Genomic DNA, 12,751 nt, shown 5'->3' with positions numbered 1-12,751 from the left:
ACGCCCGGTTCACAGCGCCGCCCTTACGGTTCGGCGCATGAGACGCATTCCCGTTCTACTCGCGGCCGTCCTGCTGGCGGCCGGCTGCACCGCCGACCCTGAGGTCGAGACCGACGCCTCCGGCTGCGACCCCGCGTTCACCGGCGCGATCCGCGACTGGGCCGCCGCCGGGTTCAGCGGCGCGCTCGCATGGGGCGACGGCGCCGGCTTCGACTGCCGCGCCGCGTCCGGCATGGCGCACGGCGCGACGCCGAACGCCGACGACACCGTGTTCGCGATCGGCTCGATCAGCAAGGCGTTCACGGCGGCCGCCGTGCTCGACCTCGTCGACGCCCGGACGTTGGCGCTGGACGACCGCGCGGGCGGTCTCCTGCCCGGCCTGGGCGGCCCGGCCGCGGACGCCACCGTGGAGCAGCTCTTGCTGCACACCAGCGGCATCGAGGGCGAGTACGGCGAGGACCACCGGCCGCTCGAACGCGACGCGGCCATCGCGATGCTGAGCGGCATGCGGTCCGCGTTCGAGCCCGGCACGGAGTTCCTCTACTCCAACGCCGGGTACGCGCTGCTGGCGCTCATCGTGGACGAGGCGACCGGTGACTACCGCGGCTACCTGGCCGAGGAGATCCTGGTGGTCGGCGGCGAGCGGATCGGCGGGTTCTGGGACGGCGAGCCGGCCGCGCCGGGGCCGCGCGCGGTCGGCACCGTCGACGGGGCGCCCGCCGTCGAGAACGGCGGCTTCGCCGGGCCGCACTGGGCGCTCGCCGGGAACGGCGACCTGGCCATGACCGCCGCCGAGCTGCGGGACTGGACGGGCGCGCTGTTCACCGGCGGCGTCGTCGGCGAAGACGCGGTCGACCTGCTGCTCGGCACCCGGTTCGACAACGGCGACGGCACCGCGGAGATCCCCGGCTGGGTGTCCGTGGGCCCGGACCTGTTCGGCGCGCCGGTCGTCACCGCCTCGGGAGGCGGCGGCGACACCGGCCACAACGCCGTAGCGGCCTGGCTCCCCGAGACCGGCACGACCCTCGCGGTCGCCTCGAACGGCGAGGACGTCATCGCCGGGGAGCTGGTCGACGCGATCGCGCCCGCGCTCATCGCGGGCGAGCCGATCCCGGCCCCCGAACCGCACGCCGAAACCGACCCGGCGGCACTGCGCGCGAGCGAAGGGGTCTACACCGCCGACTCCGGCTCGAGCTACACGGTCACGGCCGAGGACGACGGCCTCCTCGTCGCGGCCGATGGCGCCGACGCCGTCGCGGCACTGTTCGCTTCGGACGACTTCACGACCGAGGACGTCGCCGCGCACGAAGCGGCCGTGCTCGCCCTCCTCAACGGCGAGACCGCGGCCGGCCGGGAGGAGCGCGACGCGCTCGAAGCCGAACTGGGCGCGATCGCGGACGTGGCGCTCGCCGGGACCGCGGCCGGGAACGGGGAGCTGCGGACCTACGTGCGGCTCGGCACCGCGGGCGGGGACGTGCTCGCCTGGTACGCCCTGGGCGAGCACGGCGATGTCGGCGCCGTCGCCGTCCCGACCGAGCCGCCCGCGTTTACGCTGGTGCCCACCGGCGACGGCGAATACCGGCCCGCCGATCCCGCCGGAGCGGACGTGCGGGTCGCGTTCGAGGACGACCTCATGACCGTGGCCGGACCGGGCGGCGGGCTCGAGGCCCGCCGCGACGCGTAGAGGGGTTCATGTGCGCATCCTGCTGGTCGAGGACGACCGCGACCTCGGCCCGGTCCTGGCGCTGGGCCTGCGCAACGAGGCCTACGCCGTGGACCTCGCGGCCACCGTCGCCGACGCCGAGGCGCTCTTGTGCTGCAACGACTTCGACGCGGCCTGCCTCGACCTGGGGCTGCCGGACGGGGACGGCCTGGCGCTGCTGCGCCGCCTCGGCGCCGACCCGGCGCTGCGCCGCCCCCGCCGCGTCCTCGTGCTCACCGCCCGCGACGCCGTGGAGGACCGCGTGGCCGGGCTCGACGCGGGCGCGGACGACTACCTCGTGAAGCCCTTCAGCTTCGAGGAGCTGGCCGCGCGGCTGCGGGCGCTCGCCCGCCGCGCCGACGTGCGCGACGCGGTCCTCACCGTCGGCGACCTGCGCCTCGACGCCGCCGCGCACCGGGCCTGGCGCGGGAGCGGCGAACTCGACCTCACCCCGCGGGAGTTCTCGATGCTGCGCTACCTCATGCACCACCCGGGCCGGACCGTGAGCGCGGAGGAGCTGCTCGAGCACGTGTGGGACGCGCACGCCGACCCGTTCACCAACTCGGTGCGGGTGATCCTGAGCCGCCTGCGGCGCAAGCTGGGCGAGCCCGGTCCGATCGCGACGGTGAACGGCGTCGGGTACGTGCTGCGGGGCGCGCCGTGACGCGCTCGCTGCGCGGCCGCCTCGCGCTGACCGGGGCGCTGGCGATCTACCTGCCGGTGGTCCTGGTCTTCGCGGTGACCTCGATCGACGCGCAGGAGGTCACCGAGACCGCCCCCGACGGCACCACCCGCCTCGTCTCGGAATCCAGTGTGGACCCGACGGGGTGGGCGTGGTTCACCGTGGCCGCGCTGCTGCCGGTCACGGTGGCGCTCGCGTGGTGGTGGGCTGGCCGGGCGGTGCGCCCGTTCGAGCGGATCCGCGAAGCGGCCGAACGGATCGAGGCCTCGGACCTGAGCCTGCGGGTGGGCGGCGGGGAGGGCACCGCGGAGGCGCGGGGGCTGGCGGCGGCGTTCGACGCGATGCTCGACCGGCTCGAGCGGTCGGCGCGGGTGCAGCGGCGGCTCATCGAGGAGACCAGCCATGAGCTGCGGACGCCCCTGGCCGTCTTGATCACCGGGGCCGACGTGCTGCTGCGCCACCCCGAACCGGACCTCGCGCTGTACCGGGAGGGCTTGGAGCGCAGCCGGAACGCGGCCGAGCGGCTGCGGGACGCGGTGGGCGAGCTGCTGGTGGACGCGCGAGGACGCGCCCGCGCGGTCGAGCGCCGCCCCGCCGACGTCACGGCCCTGGTGCGCGAGGTCTTCGCGGAGGTCGCGGCCTTCGCCGCGTCACGCGAGGTCGGTCTCGACCTGCGAGGAGAGGCCGCCGAGGCGCCGGTGGACGCCCCGAGCGTCCACCGCGCCGTCGCGAACCTGGTCCACAACGCGGTCAAGCACGCCCCGGAGGGCACGACCGTCACCGTCCGTGTCGCGCGGACCGGGGCGGGCATCGACGTGGTCGTCGCCGACGAGGGCCCGGGTGTGCCTGCGGCCGAACGGGACCGGGTCTTCGAGCGGTTCTGGCGCGGCGACCGGGCTCCCGGCACCGGCCTGGGGCTGCCGATCGCGCGGCAGATCGCGCAGGCCCACGGTGGCGACGTCGTGCTCCTCGGCTCGGACCGGGGCGCCAGGTTCCGGCTGACGCTCCCGGTCCGAGCGGAGTGAGGTCACGGGCCGCCGTTGTCCTTGCGCTCCTGCTCCATCCGGTCGTCGAGGTTGCGGCCGCGGTTGATCTCGGTCGCCGAGTACTTGAGGACCTTCTGGGCGTTGATCGGGTTGCCCCAGTTGTTCTGGAGCGGGTCGAAGGACCTCCGGAGCGTGTCCATGGAGGCGTTGCGCATGTTCTGGGCGCCGTTCATGCTCAGCCGCCCGCCGTTCATGAGCGCCTTCGAGGAGCCCTTGAGGAGCTGGTCGGAGGCGGCGTCCATGGCCTTCTTGAGCCCCTGCGACTGGGCGCCGAACGTGCGGAAGGACGAGACGTAGCGGCCGAACCTCGACATGAGCTGCCCGAGCCTGCCGACCAGGTTCGCGAAGACGCTCACGGCCTTGGAGACGATGCGGGCGATCGCGGCGGCGAGGGTGGCGCCGAACGTGAACCCGGCGGTGGCGAGGGCGCTGAGCGCCCACATGATCGCCTCGGCGATGAAGTTGGTGATGATCTCCAGGAAGATCGTGCGCAGGATGCCCACGGCCACACCGGCGACGTTGACGCCGTTCGCGGTCGTCGCGGCCGCTTCGGCGCTGGAGCGCAGGACCTGCTCGAACCCGGCCGCGGCGGACCGGTAGGCGGTGGCGTCCGCGCCGTCCCAGTCCTCGACGCTCTTGAGCTCGGCCGCCCATTCGTCGGCGGCGGTGCTCATCTCCATCGCGATGTTGTTCCACGTCAGCGCCAGGCCTTCGATGGCCTGCGGGTTCCCGGCGACCCAGTCGAGGGGTTCGCGCAGGAACGAGATGTGCTCGAAGAGCCAGCCGACCCCGGCCTGCAGGAGGTGCTTGAAGGGGTTGGCCACGAACGACAGCATGTCGAGGCCGGTGGTCACGGTCGCGACCCCGGCGTCGAGGTAGCTGAACTTCTCGGCGGTGAACACCGCCGAGTACGCGGTGGCGGTCTTGGCGAGGCCGCCGATGACCTTGGTGCCCTGGAGGGCCGAGGTCGCGGTGGGGCCTTCGATGAGGGGGTTCGTCATGGGGTGTGCCCGTCCAGTTCCCTGCCGAGTGCGTCGAAGAGCGCCGCGACCTCCTGGTCGGCGGCGAGGTGCTGGGTCGCGGTGTCGTTCACGGCCGCCGCGAAGCCGAGGCCGAGGTCGTCGGCCGAGGTGAGGGCCGCGCCCGCGTCGTCCAGGAACAGGTCGAGGACGGGCGGGACGACCTGGGCGAAGACGATGCCGTACGCGTCGACGTCGCCGAGGCGCACCGTGTTCGCGGCGTCGGCGGCGGTCTTGACCCTCGCCATGGGGCCGTTCGCGAGTCGCGCGGCGTGCTCGCGCAGCGCCTGCGGGTCGACCTTGACCATCAGTCCTCCGCCTTCGGGGCGGTGAACGACTGCAGGAGGCCCATGGCCTCCTGGTCGCCGCCGAGCAGGTCGGACATGATCGCGGCGGTCTTGCGCCCCGACTCCTCCACGGCCCGCCGGTAGGTGTCGAGCACGAGGTCGGCGAGGCCGGTCCCGGACATGTGCTTGGCCTCGTTGGAGAAGCGGAGCCCGGTGAGCGCGCCGCCCGCGTTCACCGTGACGGTGACGGCGCCTTCGTCGCTGGCGAGGACCGTCTCCGACGCCGCCAGCGCCTCCTCGGCCCGGCCGGCCTGCTCCTGGATCACGGCGACGCGCCGCTCCAGGTCCTGCATGATCTCTTCGGGGGTGCGCATCGTCGTCCTTCGTCGCCGGCGGTGCCGTCGCGGCGCCGCTGATTGGCTGTGCTTGGTGGGGCGGTTGTCAAGCTAGCCAACGGGAGTGAACCGGCGGTGGCGCGTTCCTGAACACGGTGCGGCGCCTTGCGCGTCAGGCGGCGCGGCGCAGTTCGGCGAGGAGCGCCGCGCCGGTCCAGTCGCGGCGGCCGCCGCGCTCGGCGGCGTGGACGAGGTCGGTGAGGCGGCGGTTGACGGGGGCGGCGGTGCCGTGTTCGGCGGCGAGGGCGGCGATCTCGCCGTTCAAGTAGTCCACTTCGGTCGGCCGACCGGCCTCCAGGTCCTCCCAGGTGGAGGAGCGGGCGCGCGGGTCCATGGCGAGCATCTTGGCGGCGGCGCGGGTGAACAGCGCGTCGGGCAGGCCGAGCAGGACCGGGAGGAGGCGCGGGTCGAGCCCGGCCGACTTGGCCGGGCGCACGCCGGCGGCCCGGTAGGCGGCGAGGGCCTCGCGCTGGGCGAGGACGAGGCAGCGGCGGTAGTCGCGCTGCGAGAGCTCGGTCTTGAGCGGCAGGCCCGAGAGCGCGTTGACCGCGTTGTTGAGGTTGAGCAGGAGCTTCGCGGCCTGCACGCCCGCCAGGTCGCGCTCGCGGACCAGCGGTAGCCCCGCCCGAGCGAAGTCCGGGGCGAACGCGTCGAGCGCGACGTGGTCCTCCACGCCGAGGTCGCCCGCCGTGCCCTGGTGGAAGCGGCCGGGACCGGCGTGGACGACGTTGCACCCGACCGTCCCGGCGAGCACGCGCGCCTGCGGCAGCCGCTCGCGCAGCACCGCCGCGTTCCGCAGCCCGTTCTGGAAGCTGACGACGACCGTCCCCGGCTCGAGGTGGGGCGCGAGGGCTTCCGCCGCCTCGGCGGTAGCGGCGGACTTGACGGTCAGGAGCACCAGATCCGCCCCGGCGACCGGCGCGGTCGCGTACCGGGGCGACCCGACCCGCAGCTCGGCGCCGTGCAGATCGGTCAGGGTGAGCCCGTGCGCCGCCACCTCGGCGGCGATCCGCTCCCGCCCGACGAACACGACCTCGGCCCCGCCCGCCGCGAGCCGCCCGCCCACATAGCAGCCGACGCTCCCGGCGCCGTACACGCAGATCATGACCGGATGCTACTGGGCGGCCGCCTCACTCCGACAGATGCTCGAACACCGCGTTCCAGAACGACGACTCGTCCGCGGCGGCGTCGAACTCGCGCAAGCGGTCGCGCAGGTCGGCGACGGCGGCGTCGCGGACCTCCGTGTCGTCGGAGGCCAGCGCCTCGCGCCGCTCGGAGAGGAGCCCGAGCTGTCCCGCCAGCGCCGCGAGCGAGGCGGCCGCCGGGCCCTGGTAGCCCTCGCCGTGGTCCCAGCCGCTGGGGTCGTAGTGGTCGACCCCGCCCGTAGCGGCGTCGAGCATCAACTCCTGGTCCCACCAGGTCCCGACCCAGAAGCAGAAGGTGCTCGGCGGCGCGTCGTCGTCGGGTTGGCGGCGCCCGAACAGCTCGTCGGCGTCGAACGCGTGCATCGCCTCGCCGTCCGCCAGCGACGTGGAGCGGAAGGCGATGAGGTCGATCGTCGCCGCCGGGAATCCGATGGTGGTCAGGAACTCCCGCGAGGCCTCGTCCGTCAGCTCCGGCGGCAGGTCGGCGGCCGCGGGCCGCCAGAGCGAATCTGCCCCGAACCGGGCTTCGAGCCACGCCCTCTCCGGTACCCGCGGTACGCCCGCTCCTGTCATGATCGCCCGAACCTCCTGTGTGCGTTCATCATTCACGTCGAGGGCAGAGCGTAGCGGGATCCGGTGGGCGGCGGTCCGCCCCCGGCTCGGCCCGCCGCTCGGCGTCGCCGCGAGTCCTCGGGATCCACCTCGCGCGCATGCGCGCTGGGGCGCCGCGTGGGCGTCGGCGTCGCGGCCGCGCTCCTGGTCGTCCCGCGTCACCGCGCTGCTCACCCCGCCTATGCCGAACCTTCGGCCGCCCGGCTGAGCCGCATCGCGCCGAGCCGAATCGTTTCGCGATGGACATCCCCAGTTCAAGATGGGGTCATGGGATGACACCCGGGTTCGAGTGCAATACTCCTCACATATTCCCCGGACACCCCGTTAAGGAGCGACCCATATGACCGTCAACCGCAGGACCCTGCTCGGGGCATCGGCCGCCGCGGGGGCGGCCGCTGCCGTCGCAGCGGCCGCGCCCGCCGAGGCGAAGCCCGCCAAACGCTACTCCTTCACCGTGATGGGCACGACCGACCTCCACGGCAACGTCTTCAACTGGGACTACTTCGCCGACAAGGAGTACGCCGACGCCGCCGGCAACACCCGCGGCATCGCCCGCATCGCCACCCTCGTCGAACGCGTCCGCGCCGAGAAGGGCCGCAAGAACACCCTCCTCATCGACTCCGGCGACACCATCCAGGGCACCCCCCTCGCGTACTACTACGCGCGCGTCGACCCCATCGTCGCCGAAGCCGGACCCGTCCACCCCATGGCCCAGTCCATGAACGAGATCGGCTACGACGCCGCCGCCCTGGGCAACCACGAGTTCAACTACGGCCTCGACACCCTCCGCAAGTTCGAGTCCCAGCTCGAGTTCCCCCTCCTGGGCGCCAACACCATCGACGTCGCCACCGGCGAACCCGCCTTCCCGCCCTACCACATGGCCCGCCTGCGCACCGGCTGCGGCAAGGACGTCAAGGTCGCCATCCTCGGCCTCTGCACGCCCGGCGTCACCATCTGGGACAAGGCCTACGTCGACGGCGTCCTCGAGTTCCCCAGCCTCGAGTCCGAGGCCGCCCACTGGGTACCCAGGCTCAAGGCCATGGGCGCCGACGTCGTCGTCATCTCCGCCCACTCCGGCACCTCCGGCAAGTCCGCGTACGACACCTCCGGCGGCCTCGGCGTCGAGAACGCCTCCGCGCTCGTCGCCCAGCAGGTCAGCGGCATCGACGCCATCCTCGTCGGCCACGCCCACGTCGAGATCGAGGAGCTGCGCGTCGCCGACCCCGACGGCCACGAAGTCGTCCTCTCCAACCCGCTCTGCTACGGCCAGCGCCTCACCCTCTTCGACTTCGACCTCGTCCTCGAGAAGGGCGAGTGGAAGGTCGAGTCCGTCAAGGCCTCGATCCTCAACTCCAACGAGGTCGAAGAGGACGAGCGGATCGCCGCGATCCTCTCCGACGAGCACAACGAGGTCGTCACCTACGTCAACCAGGTCGTCGGCCAGGCCGCCATCGACCTCGACACCGCCGAGGCGCGGTACAAGGACGAGCCGATCATCGACCTCATCACCAAGGTCCAGGAGGACACGGTGAAGGCCGCGCTCGCGGGCACCGCGCACGCGGACCTGCCGGTGGTCGCACAGGCCTCGCCGTTCTCGCGCACCTCGGTGATTCCGGCGGGGGACGTGCGGATCAAGGACCTCTCGAGCCTGTACATCTACGACAACACGCTGGTCGCGAAGCTCATGACGGGCGCGCAGATCCGCGACTACCTCGAGTACTCGGCGCAGTACTTCGTGCAGACCGCGGCGGGCGCCGCGGTGGACCCGAACGCGATCACGAACGCCGAGGGCCGCCCGGACTACAACTACGACTACGTCTCGGGATTCACGTACGAGATCGACATCGCCAAGGCGGCGGGCTCGCGGATCGCGAACCTGAAGTTCGCGGGCGCCGAAGTGGACCCCGCGCAGCGGTTCGTGCTCGCGGTCAACAACTACCGGGCCAACGGCGGCGGGAACTTCCCGCACGTGGCGGCCGCCGAGGAGCTGTGGAGCGAGTCGATCGAGATCCGCACCCGCATCATCGAGTGGGTGACCGCCAAGGGCGCGCTCGACCCGGCCGAGTTCGCCTCGGTGGACTGGCTCCTGACCCGCGAGGGCACGCCGGTCTTCTAAGGGACGCAGAGGAAACGGCGCCTCGGGCCGCGAGGCGCCGTTTCCGCGCGCTCACTCCATCTGGACGCGGTCGATGACCGGGTCGGGCCGCTCGCCGAGGAACTCCACCCACGCGTGCTTGACGCAGGGGAACACCACGGCCGCCTCGACCAGCTCCATGAACCCGGCGACGTTGTCGTCCAAGCGCTTGGCGAGCGGATCGTCGGCGAGGCCGCCGTCGTCGCCGAACGCGGCGTGCGCCGCGGCGAGGGAGAACATGTCCGGGTAGACGCGGGCGCCCAAGTGCTCCAACGGGACGCGCAGCGCCCACAGGCCCCGGTTGCCGCCGGCCATCGACGGCGAGGCGGACATGACGAGCACCTGCCGCTGGTGGAGCGGGTGGGGGCGCATGCGCGAGACCCAGTCGATGAGGTTCTTGACCGAGCCGGGCACCGAGGCGTTGTACTCGGGGCAGGCGAGGATGAACGCGTCGGTCGCCTCCAGCCGCTCCCGGAACGCCTCGGCACCCGCCGGGATGCCTTCGGCCGCTTCGAGGTCGCCGTCGTAGACGGGGACGGGGAAGTCGGTGATGCGGGTCCGCTCGGCGATGCCGCCGTTCGTCTCGACCGCCGCGGCGGCCAGCGCCGCGAGGCGGCCGTTGTACGACCCCTGCCTGCCCGAACCGGACATGACCAGGTATCGCATGGGCCTGATCTCGGCCGCCATCGGCCGCTCCCTTCTGCAGCGGTTCCTGAGCTCTCCATGCAGGTGTAGCGGACGCGCGCGGGCGTCGCGGCGCGATCCGGGAAATACCCTTCCGGCCTCATATGCGCGCGTGGCAATATTGCGTCAGCGGACGGGCTTGCCGCCCGGCTAGTAACGACCGTCCCCGAAGCCAGGAGCGCACATGGACTTCCGTGAAGAGGCCGCAGCGATCGCACCCGAGCTGATCGCGCTGCGCCGCGAACTGCACCGGATCCCCGAGATCGGGCTCGACCTCCCCCAGACGCAGGCGGCCGTGCTCGCGGCGCTGGAGGGCCTGCCATTGGAGATCACCCTCGGACAGACCTCGACGTCGGTCACCGCCGTCCTCCGCGGCGGCAAGCCCGGCCCGGTCGTGCTGCTGCGCGGCGACATGGACGCCCTGCCCGTGACCGAGGAGACCGGCCTCGAGTACACCTCGCAGCACGTGGGCACCATGCACGCGTGCGGCCACGACATGCACACCGCCGGACTCGTGGGCGCGGCCCGGCTGCTCGCCGCGCACCAGGCCGAGCTGGCCGGCGACGTCGTGTTCATGTTCCAGCCCGGCGAAGAGGGCCAGGACGGCGCGGGCCACATGATCGCCGAGGGCGTCCTCGAAGCGGCCGGCCGCAAGGCCGACGCCGCCTACGGGCTGCACGTCATCTCGGACATGGTCCCGCGCGGCGTGTTCACGACCAAGGCCGGGCCGATGATGGCCGCGTCCTCGGGCCTGTTCGTGAACGTGGTCGGCAAGGGCGGGCACGGCTCCCGCCCGCACTCGGCGCTCGACCCGATCCCGGTGGCGGCCGAGATCGTGACCGCGCTGCAGACGCTCGTGACGCGCCGGTTCTCGACGTTCGAGCCGATCGTGATCACGGTGGGCACCTTCCACGCCGGCACGAGGTACAACATCATCCCCGACAACGCGCGGTTCGAGGCGACGGTGCGCACGTTCTCGGAGGAGGCGCTGGCGCAGGTCGAGAAGGAGTCGGTGCAGCTGGCGGAGGACATCGCGGCCGCGCACGGGCTGACGGCCGAGGTGCGGTTCGACCGCGAGTACCCGGCGACGGTGAACCACGCCGACGAGGCGGCGTTCGTCGAGTCGACGGTGAAGGACCTGTTCGGCGCGGAGCGGTACCTCGAGATGCCGTTCCCGGTCATGGGTTCGGAGGACTTCTCGCGGGTGCTCGAGAACGTGCCGGGCAGCTACATGTTCTACGGCGCGACGATCCAGGACGACCCGGACCAGGGCGCGTCCAACCACTCCCCGCGCGCGGCCTTCGACGACTCGGTCCTCGCCGACGGCGCGGCGCTGCTGGCGGAACTCGCCGTGCGGCGCATGGCCCGCGGCTGAGCCGCACCGCTGCGGCGGTCCGCGCTCGGCCCCCGCCGCGCCGCCCGTGGACGAGCGCCGGGGACCCCGATCGAGTGAATCGGGGTCCCCGGCGCCGTATCGGGCCGATTTCTTGTCGCACCCCCTGCCACGATCGCGATGGGCCTCGCGTTCCCCTCGGGGCGGGTGGGGGCTGGGGATGGTGGTCGGCCTTGAGGTAGGCGAGCGTTAGGCGGCGGCCGCCAAGGCGAAGACCAGCGAGGCCCCGGCGAATCCCATGAGGCCGATCGTGGTCTCCATGACCGTCCAGGTCTTCAGGGTCGTCTTCACGTCCATGTTCAGGAAGCGGCCCACGAGCCAGAACCCCGAGTCGTTGACGTGGCTGACCATCACCGAGCCGGCGGACATCGCGAGCACGATCGCGGCCAGCTCGACCGCGTTGTAGCCGTTCCCGGCCACGATCGGCTGCACCAGGCCCGCCGCCGTCGTCAGCGCCACGGTCGCGGAGCCCTGGGCGACGCGCAGCGCGGTCGCGATGAGGAACGCCGCCACGATCACCGGCAGGCCGATGTCGGCGAGCGCGCCCGAGAGCGCGTCGCCGATGCCGCTGGCGCGCAGCACCCCGCCGAACATGCCGCCCGCGCCGGTGATGAGGATGATCGCGCAGACCGGGCCGAGCGCCTTGTCGAGCAGGTCCTCGACCCAGGCGCGGGTGCGCCCGCGCCGTGTGCCGAGCACGAAGCTCGCCACGAACACCGTCACCAGGAGCGCGATCGGCGTCGAGCCGAGCGCCCGCGCCACGCTGAACCAGGAGGCGTCAGAGTCGACCCAGCCGGCCGAGCCGGCGGTGTTGAGGCCGGTGTCGAAGAAGATCATCACCAGCGGCAGGAGCAGCAGCAGGATCACCGTGCGCGCCCGGGGCGGGTTCTCGACGTCGTCGGCCTGCGGTCCGCCGGAGAGCACGTCCGGGACGGGCAGCTCGATGCGCTTGCCGACCCACAGGCCGAACAGGTAGCTGGTCACGTACCAGGTGGGGATCGCGATGAGCAGGCCGAGCGCCACCACGAGGCCGACGTCCGCGCCGAGCAGCGTGCCCGCCGCGACCGGGCCGGGGTGCGGCGGCACGTAGATGTGCATGACCGAGAACGCGCCGGCCGCGGGCAGCGCATAGCGCAGAACACCGCCGCCCAGGCGCCGCGCCACCGCGAAGATGATCGGCAGCATGACGACGAGTCCGGCATCGAAGAAGATCGGGAACCCGAAGATCAGCGAGGCCACGCCCAGCGCGAGCGGGGCCCGCCGCTCGCCGAACTTCGCGATGAGCATGTCCGTCAGCGCCTTCGCGCCGCCGGAGACCTCGACGAGCCGGCCGAGCATCGCGCCCAGGCCCACCAGCAGGGCCACACTCGCGAGGGTGGCGCCGAAGCCGGTGGTGAGCGTCGGGATGAGGTATTCGGCCGGGATGCCCGTCGCGAACGCGGTCAGCGCCGAGACGGTGACCAGGGCGAGGAACGCGTGGACGCGCAGCCAGATGATGAGCACCAGCAGGAGCGCGACGGCCCCCGCGGCGATCCCCAGGAGCGGTGCCGCTCCGAAGGTCTGTGTCCAGTCCATTTCCATGGGTGAGAGCTCCTTTGCTTCACGGAGCGCCGGGGGGCGCTGGCGGAGGGTCGGGGGGTACCGGAGAAGGG

General features: G+C 72.7%; 12 protein-coding genes. 5 read left to right on the top strand and 7 right to left on the bottom strand.

Going from position 1 to position 12,751, the window contains the following annotated elements; genetic code table 11:
- Nucleotides 1-37 precede the first annotated feature (37 nt).
- From AB0K52_RS08185 to AB0K52_RS08175, 3 genes are read left to right on the top strand one after another with little or no spacing between them, the layout of a single operon-like run.
- A complete protein-coding gene (locus AB0K52_RS08185) occupies nucleotides 38-1,684 on the top strand; it encodes a serine hydrolase domain-containing protein (protein ID WP_363527903.1) in 1,647 nt (548 codons plus the stop codon).
- Between the two features lie 10 nt (nucleotides 1,685-1,694).
- Nucleotides 1,695-2,366: a response regulator transcription factor gene (locus tag AB0K52_RS08180; RefSeq protein ID WP_363527900.1), complete on the top strand. Its 672-nt coding sequence runs from the start codon at nucleotides 1,695-1,697 to the stop codon at nucleotides 2,364-2,366.
- Nucleotides 2,363-3,409 carry an ATP-binding protein gene (locus tag AB0K52_RS08175; RefSeq protein ID WP_363527898.1) on the top strand — a complete coding sequence of 349 codons (1,047 nt, stop codon included), beginning with the start codon at nucleotides 2,363-2,365 and terminating at the stop codon, nucleotides 3,407-3,409. The genes AB0K52_RS08180 and AB0K52_RS08175 overlap by 4 nt, the downstream gene beginning before the upstream one ends.
- Before the next feature lie 2 nt (nucleotides 3,410-3,411).
- On the opposite strand, the gene AB0K52_RS08170 is transcribed toward AB0K52_RS08175, so the two are convergent.
- The 5 genes from AB0K52_RS08170 to AB0K52_RS08150 all read right to left on the bottom strand — a co-directional run bounded on the left by AB0K52_RS08170 (nucleotide 3,412) and on the right by AB0K52_RS08150 (nucleotide 6,849).
- Nucleotides 3,412-4,431: a hypothetical protein gene (locus AB0K52_RS08170; protein ID WP_363527895.1), complete on the bottom strand. Its 1,020-nt coding sequence runs from the start codon at nucleotides 4,429-4,431 to the stop codon at nucleotides 3,412-3,414.
- Entirely contained in the window at nucleotides 4,428-4,757 is a 330-nt protein-coding gene (locus AB0K52_RS08165; protein ID WP_363527893.1) for a hypothetical protein, read from the bottom strand. The genes AB0K52_RS08170 and AB0K52_RS08165 overlap by 4 nt, the downstream gene beginning before the upstream one ends.
- On the bottom strand, nucleotides 4,757-5,110 hold the full coding sequence (locus AB0K52_RS08160; RefSeq protein ID WP_208494201.1) for a YbaB/EbfC family nucleoid-associated protein: 354 nt from the start codon (nucleotides 5,108-5,110) through the stop codon (nucleotides 4,757-4,759). Before AB0K52_RS08160 ends, AB0K52_RS08165 begins: the two co-directional genes overlap by 1 nt.
- 133 nt (nucleotides 5,111-5,243) lie before the next feature.
- On the bottom strand, nucleotides 5,244-6,236 hold the full coding sequence (locus AB0K52_RS08155; protein ID WP_363527890.1) for a 2-dehydropantoate 2-reductase: 993 nt from the start codon (nucleotides 6,234-6,236) through the stop codon (nucleotides 5,244-5,246).
- Between the two features lie 25 nt (nucleotides 6,237-6,261).
- Nucleotides 6,262-6,849: an SUKH-4 family immunity protein gene (locus AB0K52_RS08150; protein ID WP_363527888.1), complete on the bottom strand. Its 588-nt coding sequence runs from the start codon at nucleotides 6,847-6,849 to the stop codon at nucleotides 6,262-6,264.
- Nucleotides 6,850-7,228: 379 nt separating this feature from the next.
- Between AB0K52_RS08150 and AB0K52_RS08145 the strand changes: the two genes are divergently transcribed.
- The gene (locus tag AB0K52_RS08145) at nucleotides 7,229-9,004 is read left to right on the top strand and encodes a 5'-nucleotidase C-terminal domain-containing protein (protein WP_363527885.1); all 1,776 of its coding nucleotides are present in this window, start codon (nucleotides 7,229-7,231) and stop codon (nucleotides 9,002-9,004) included.
- A gap of 51 nt (nucleotides 9,005-9,055) precedes the next feature.
- On the opposite strand, the gene AB0K52_RS08140 is transcribed toward AB0K52_RS08145, so the two are convergent.
- Nucleotides 9,056-9,709, bottom strand: a complete 654-nt coding sequence (locus tag AB0K52_RS08140; RefSeq protein WP_363527882.1) for an NADPH-dependent FMN reductase — start codon at nucleotides 9,707-9,709, stop codon at nucleotides 9,056-9,058.
- A gap of 181 nt (nucleotides 9,710-9,890) precedes the next feature.
- On the opposite strand from AB0K52_RS08140, the gene AB0K52_RS08135 reads away from it, so the two are divergent.
- A complete protein-coding gene (locus tag AB0K52_RS08135; RefSeq protein ID WP_363527880.1) occupies nucleotides 9,891-11,081 on the top strand; it encodes a M20 family metallopeptidase in 1,191 nt (396 codons plus the stop codon).
- Between the two features lie 207 nt (nucleotides 11,082-11,288).
- Here the strand turns inward: AB0K52_RS08135 and AB0K52_RS08130 are convergent, their stop codons facing one another.
- Nucleotides 11,289-12,680, bottom strand: a complete 1,392-nt coding sequence (locus AB0K52_RS08130; RefSeq protein ID WP_363527877.1) for a GntP family permease — start codon at nucleotides 12,678-12,680, stop codon at nucleotides 11,289-11,291.
- Between the last annotated feature and the right edge of the window lie 71 nt (nucleotides 12,681-12,751).

This window comes from Glycomyces sp. NPDC049804, assembly GCF_040674615.1.
Classification (GTDB): Bacteria; Actinomycetota; Actinomycetes; order Mycobacteriales; family Micromonosporaceae; genus Glycomyces; species Glycomyces niveus.
The sequence above is the reverse complement of the archived record's forward strand: the minus strand, read 5'-3'. Positions and strand labels throughout refer to the sequence as shown.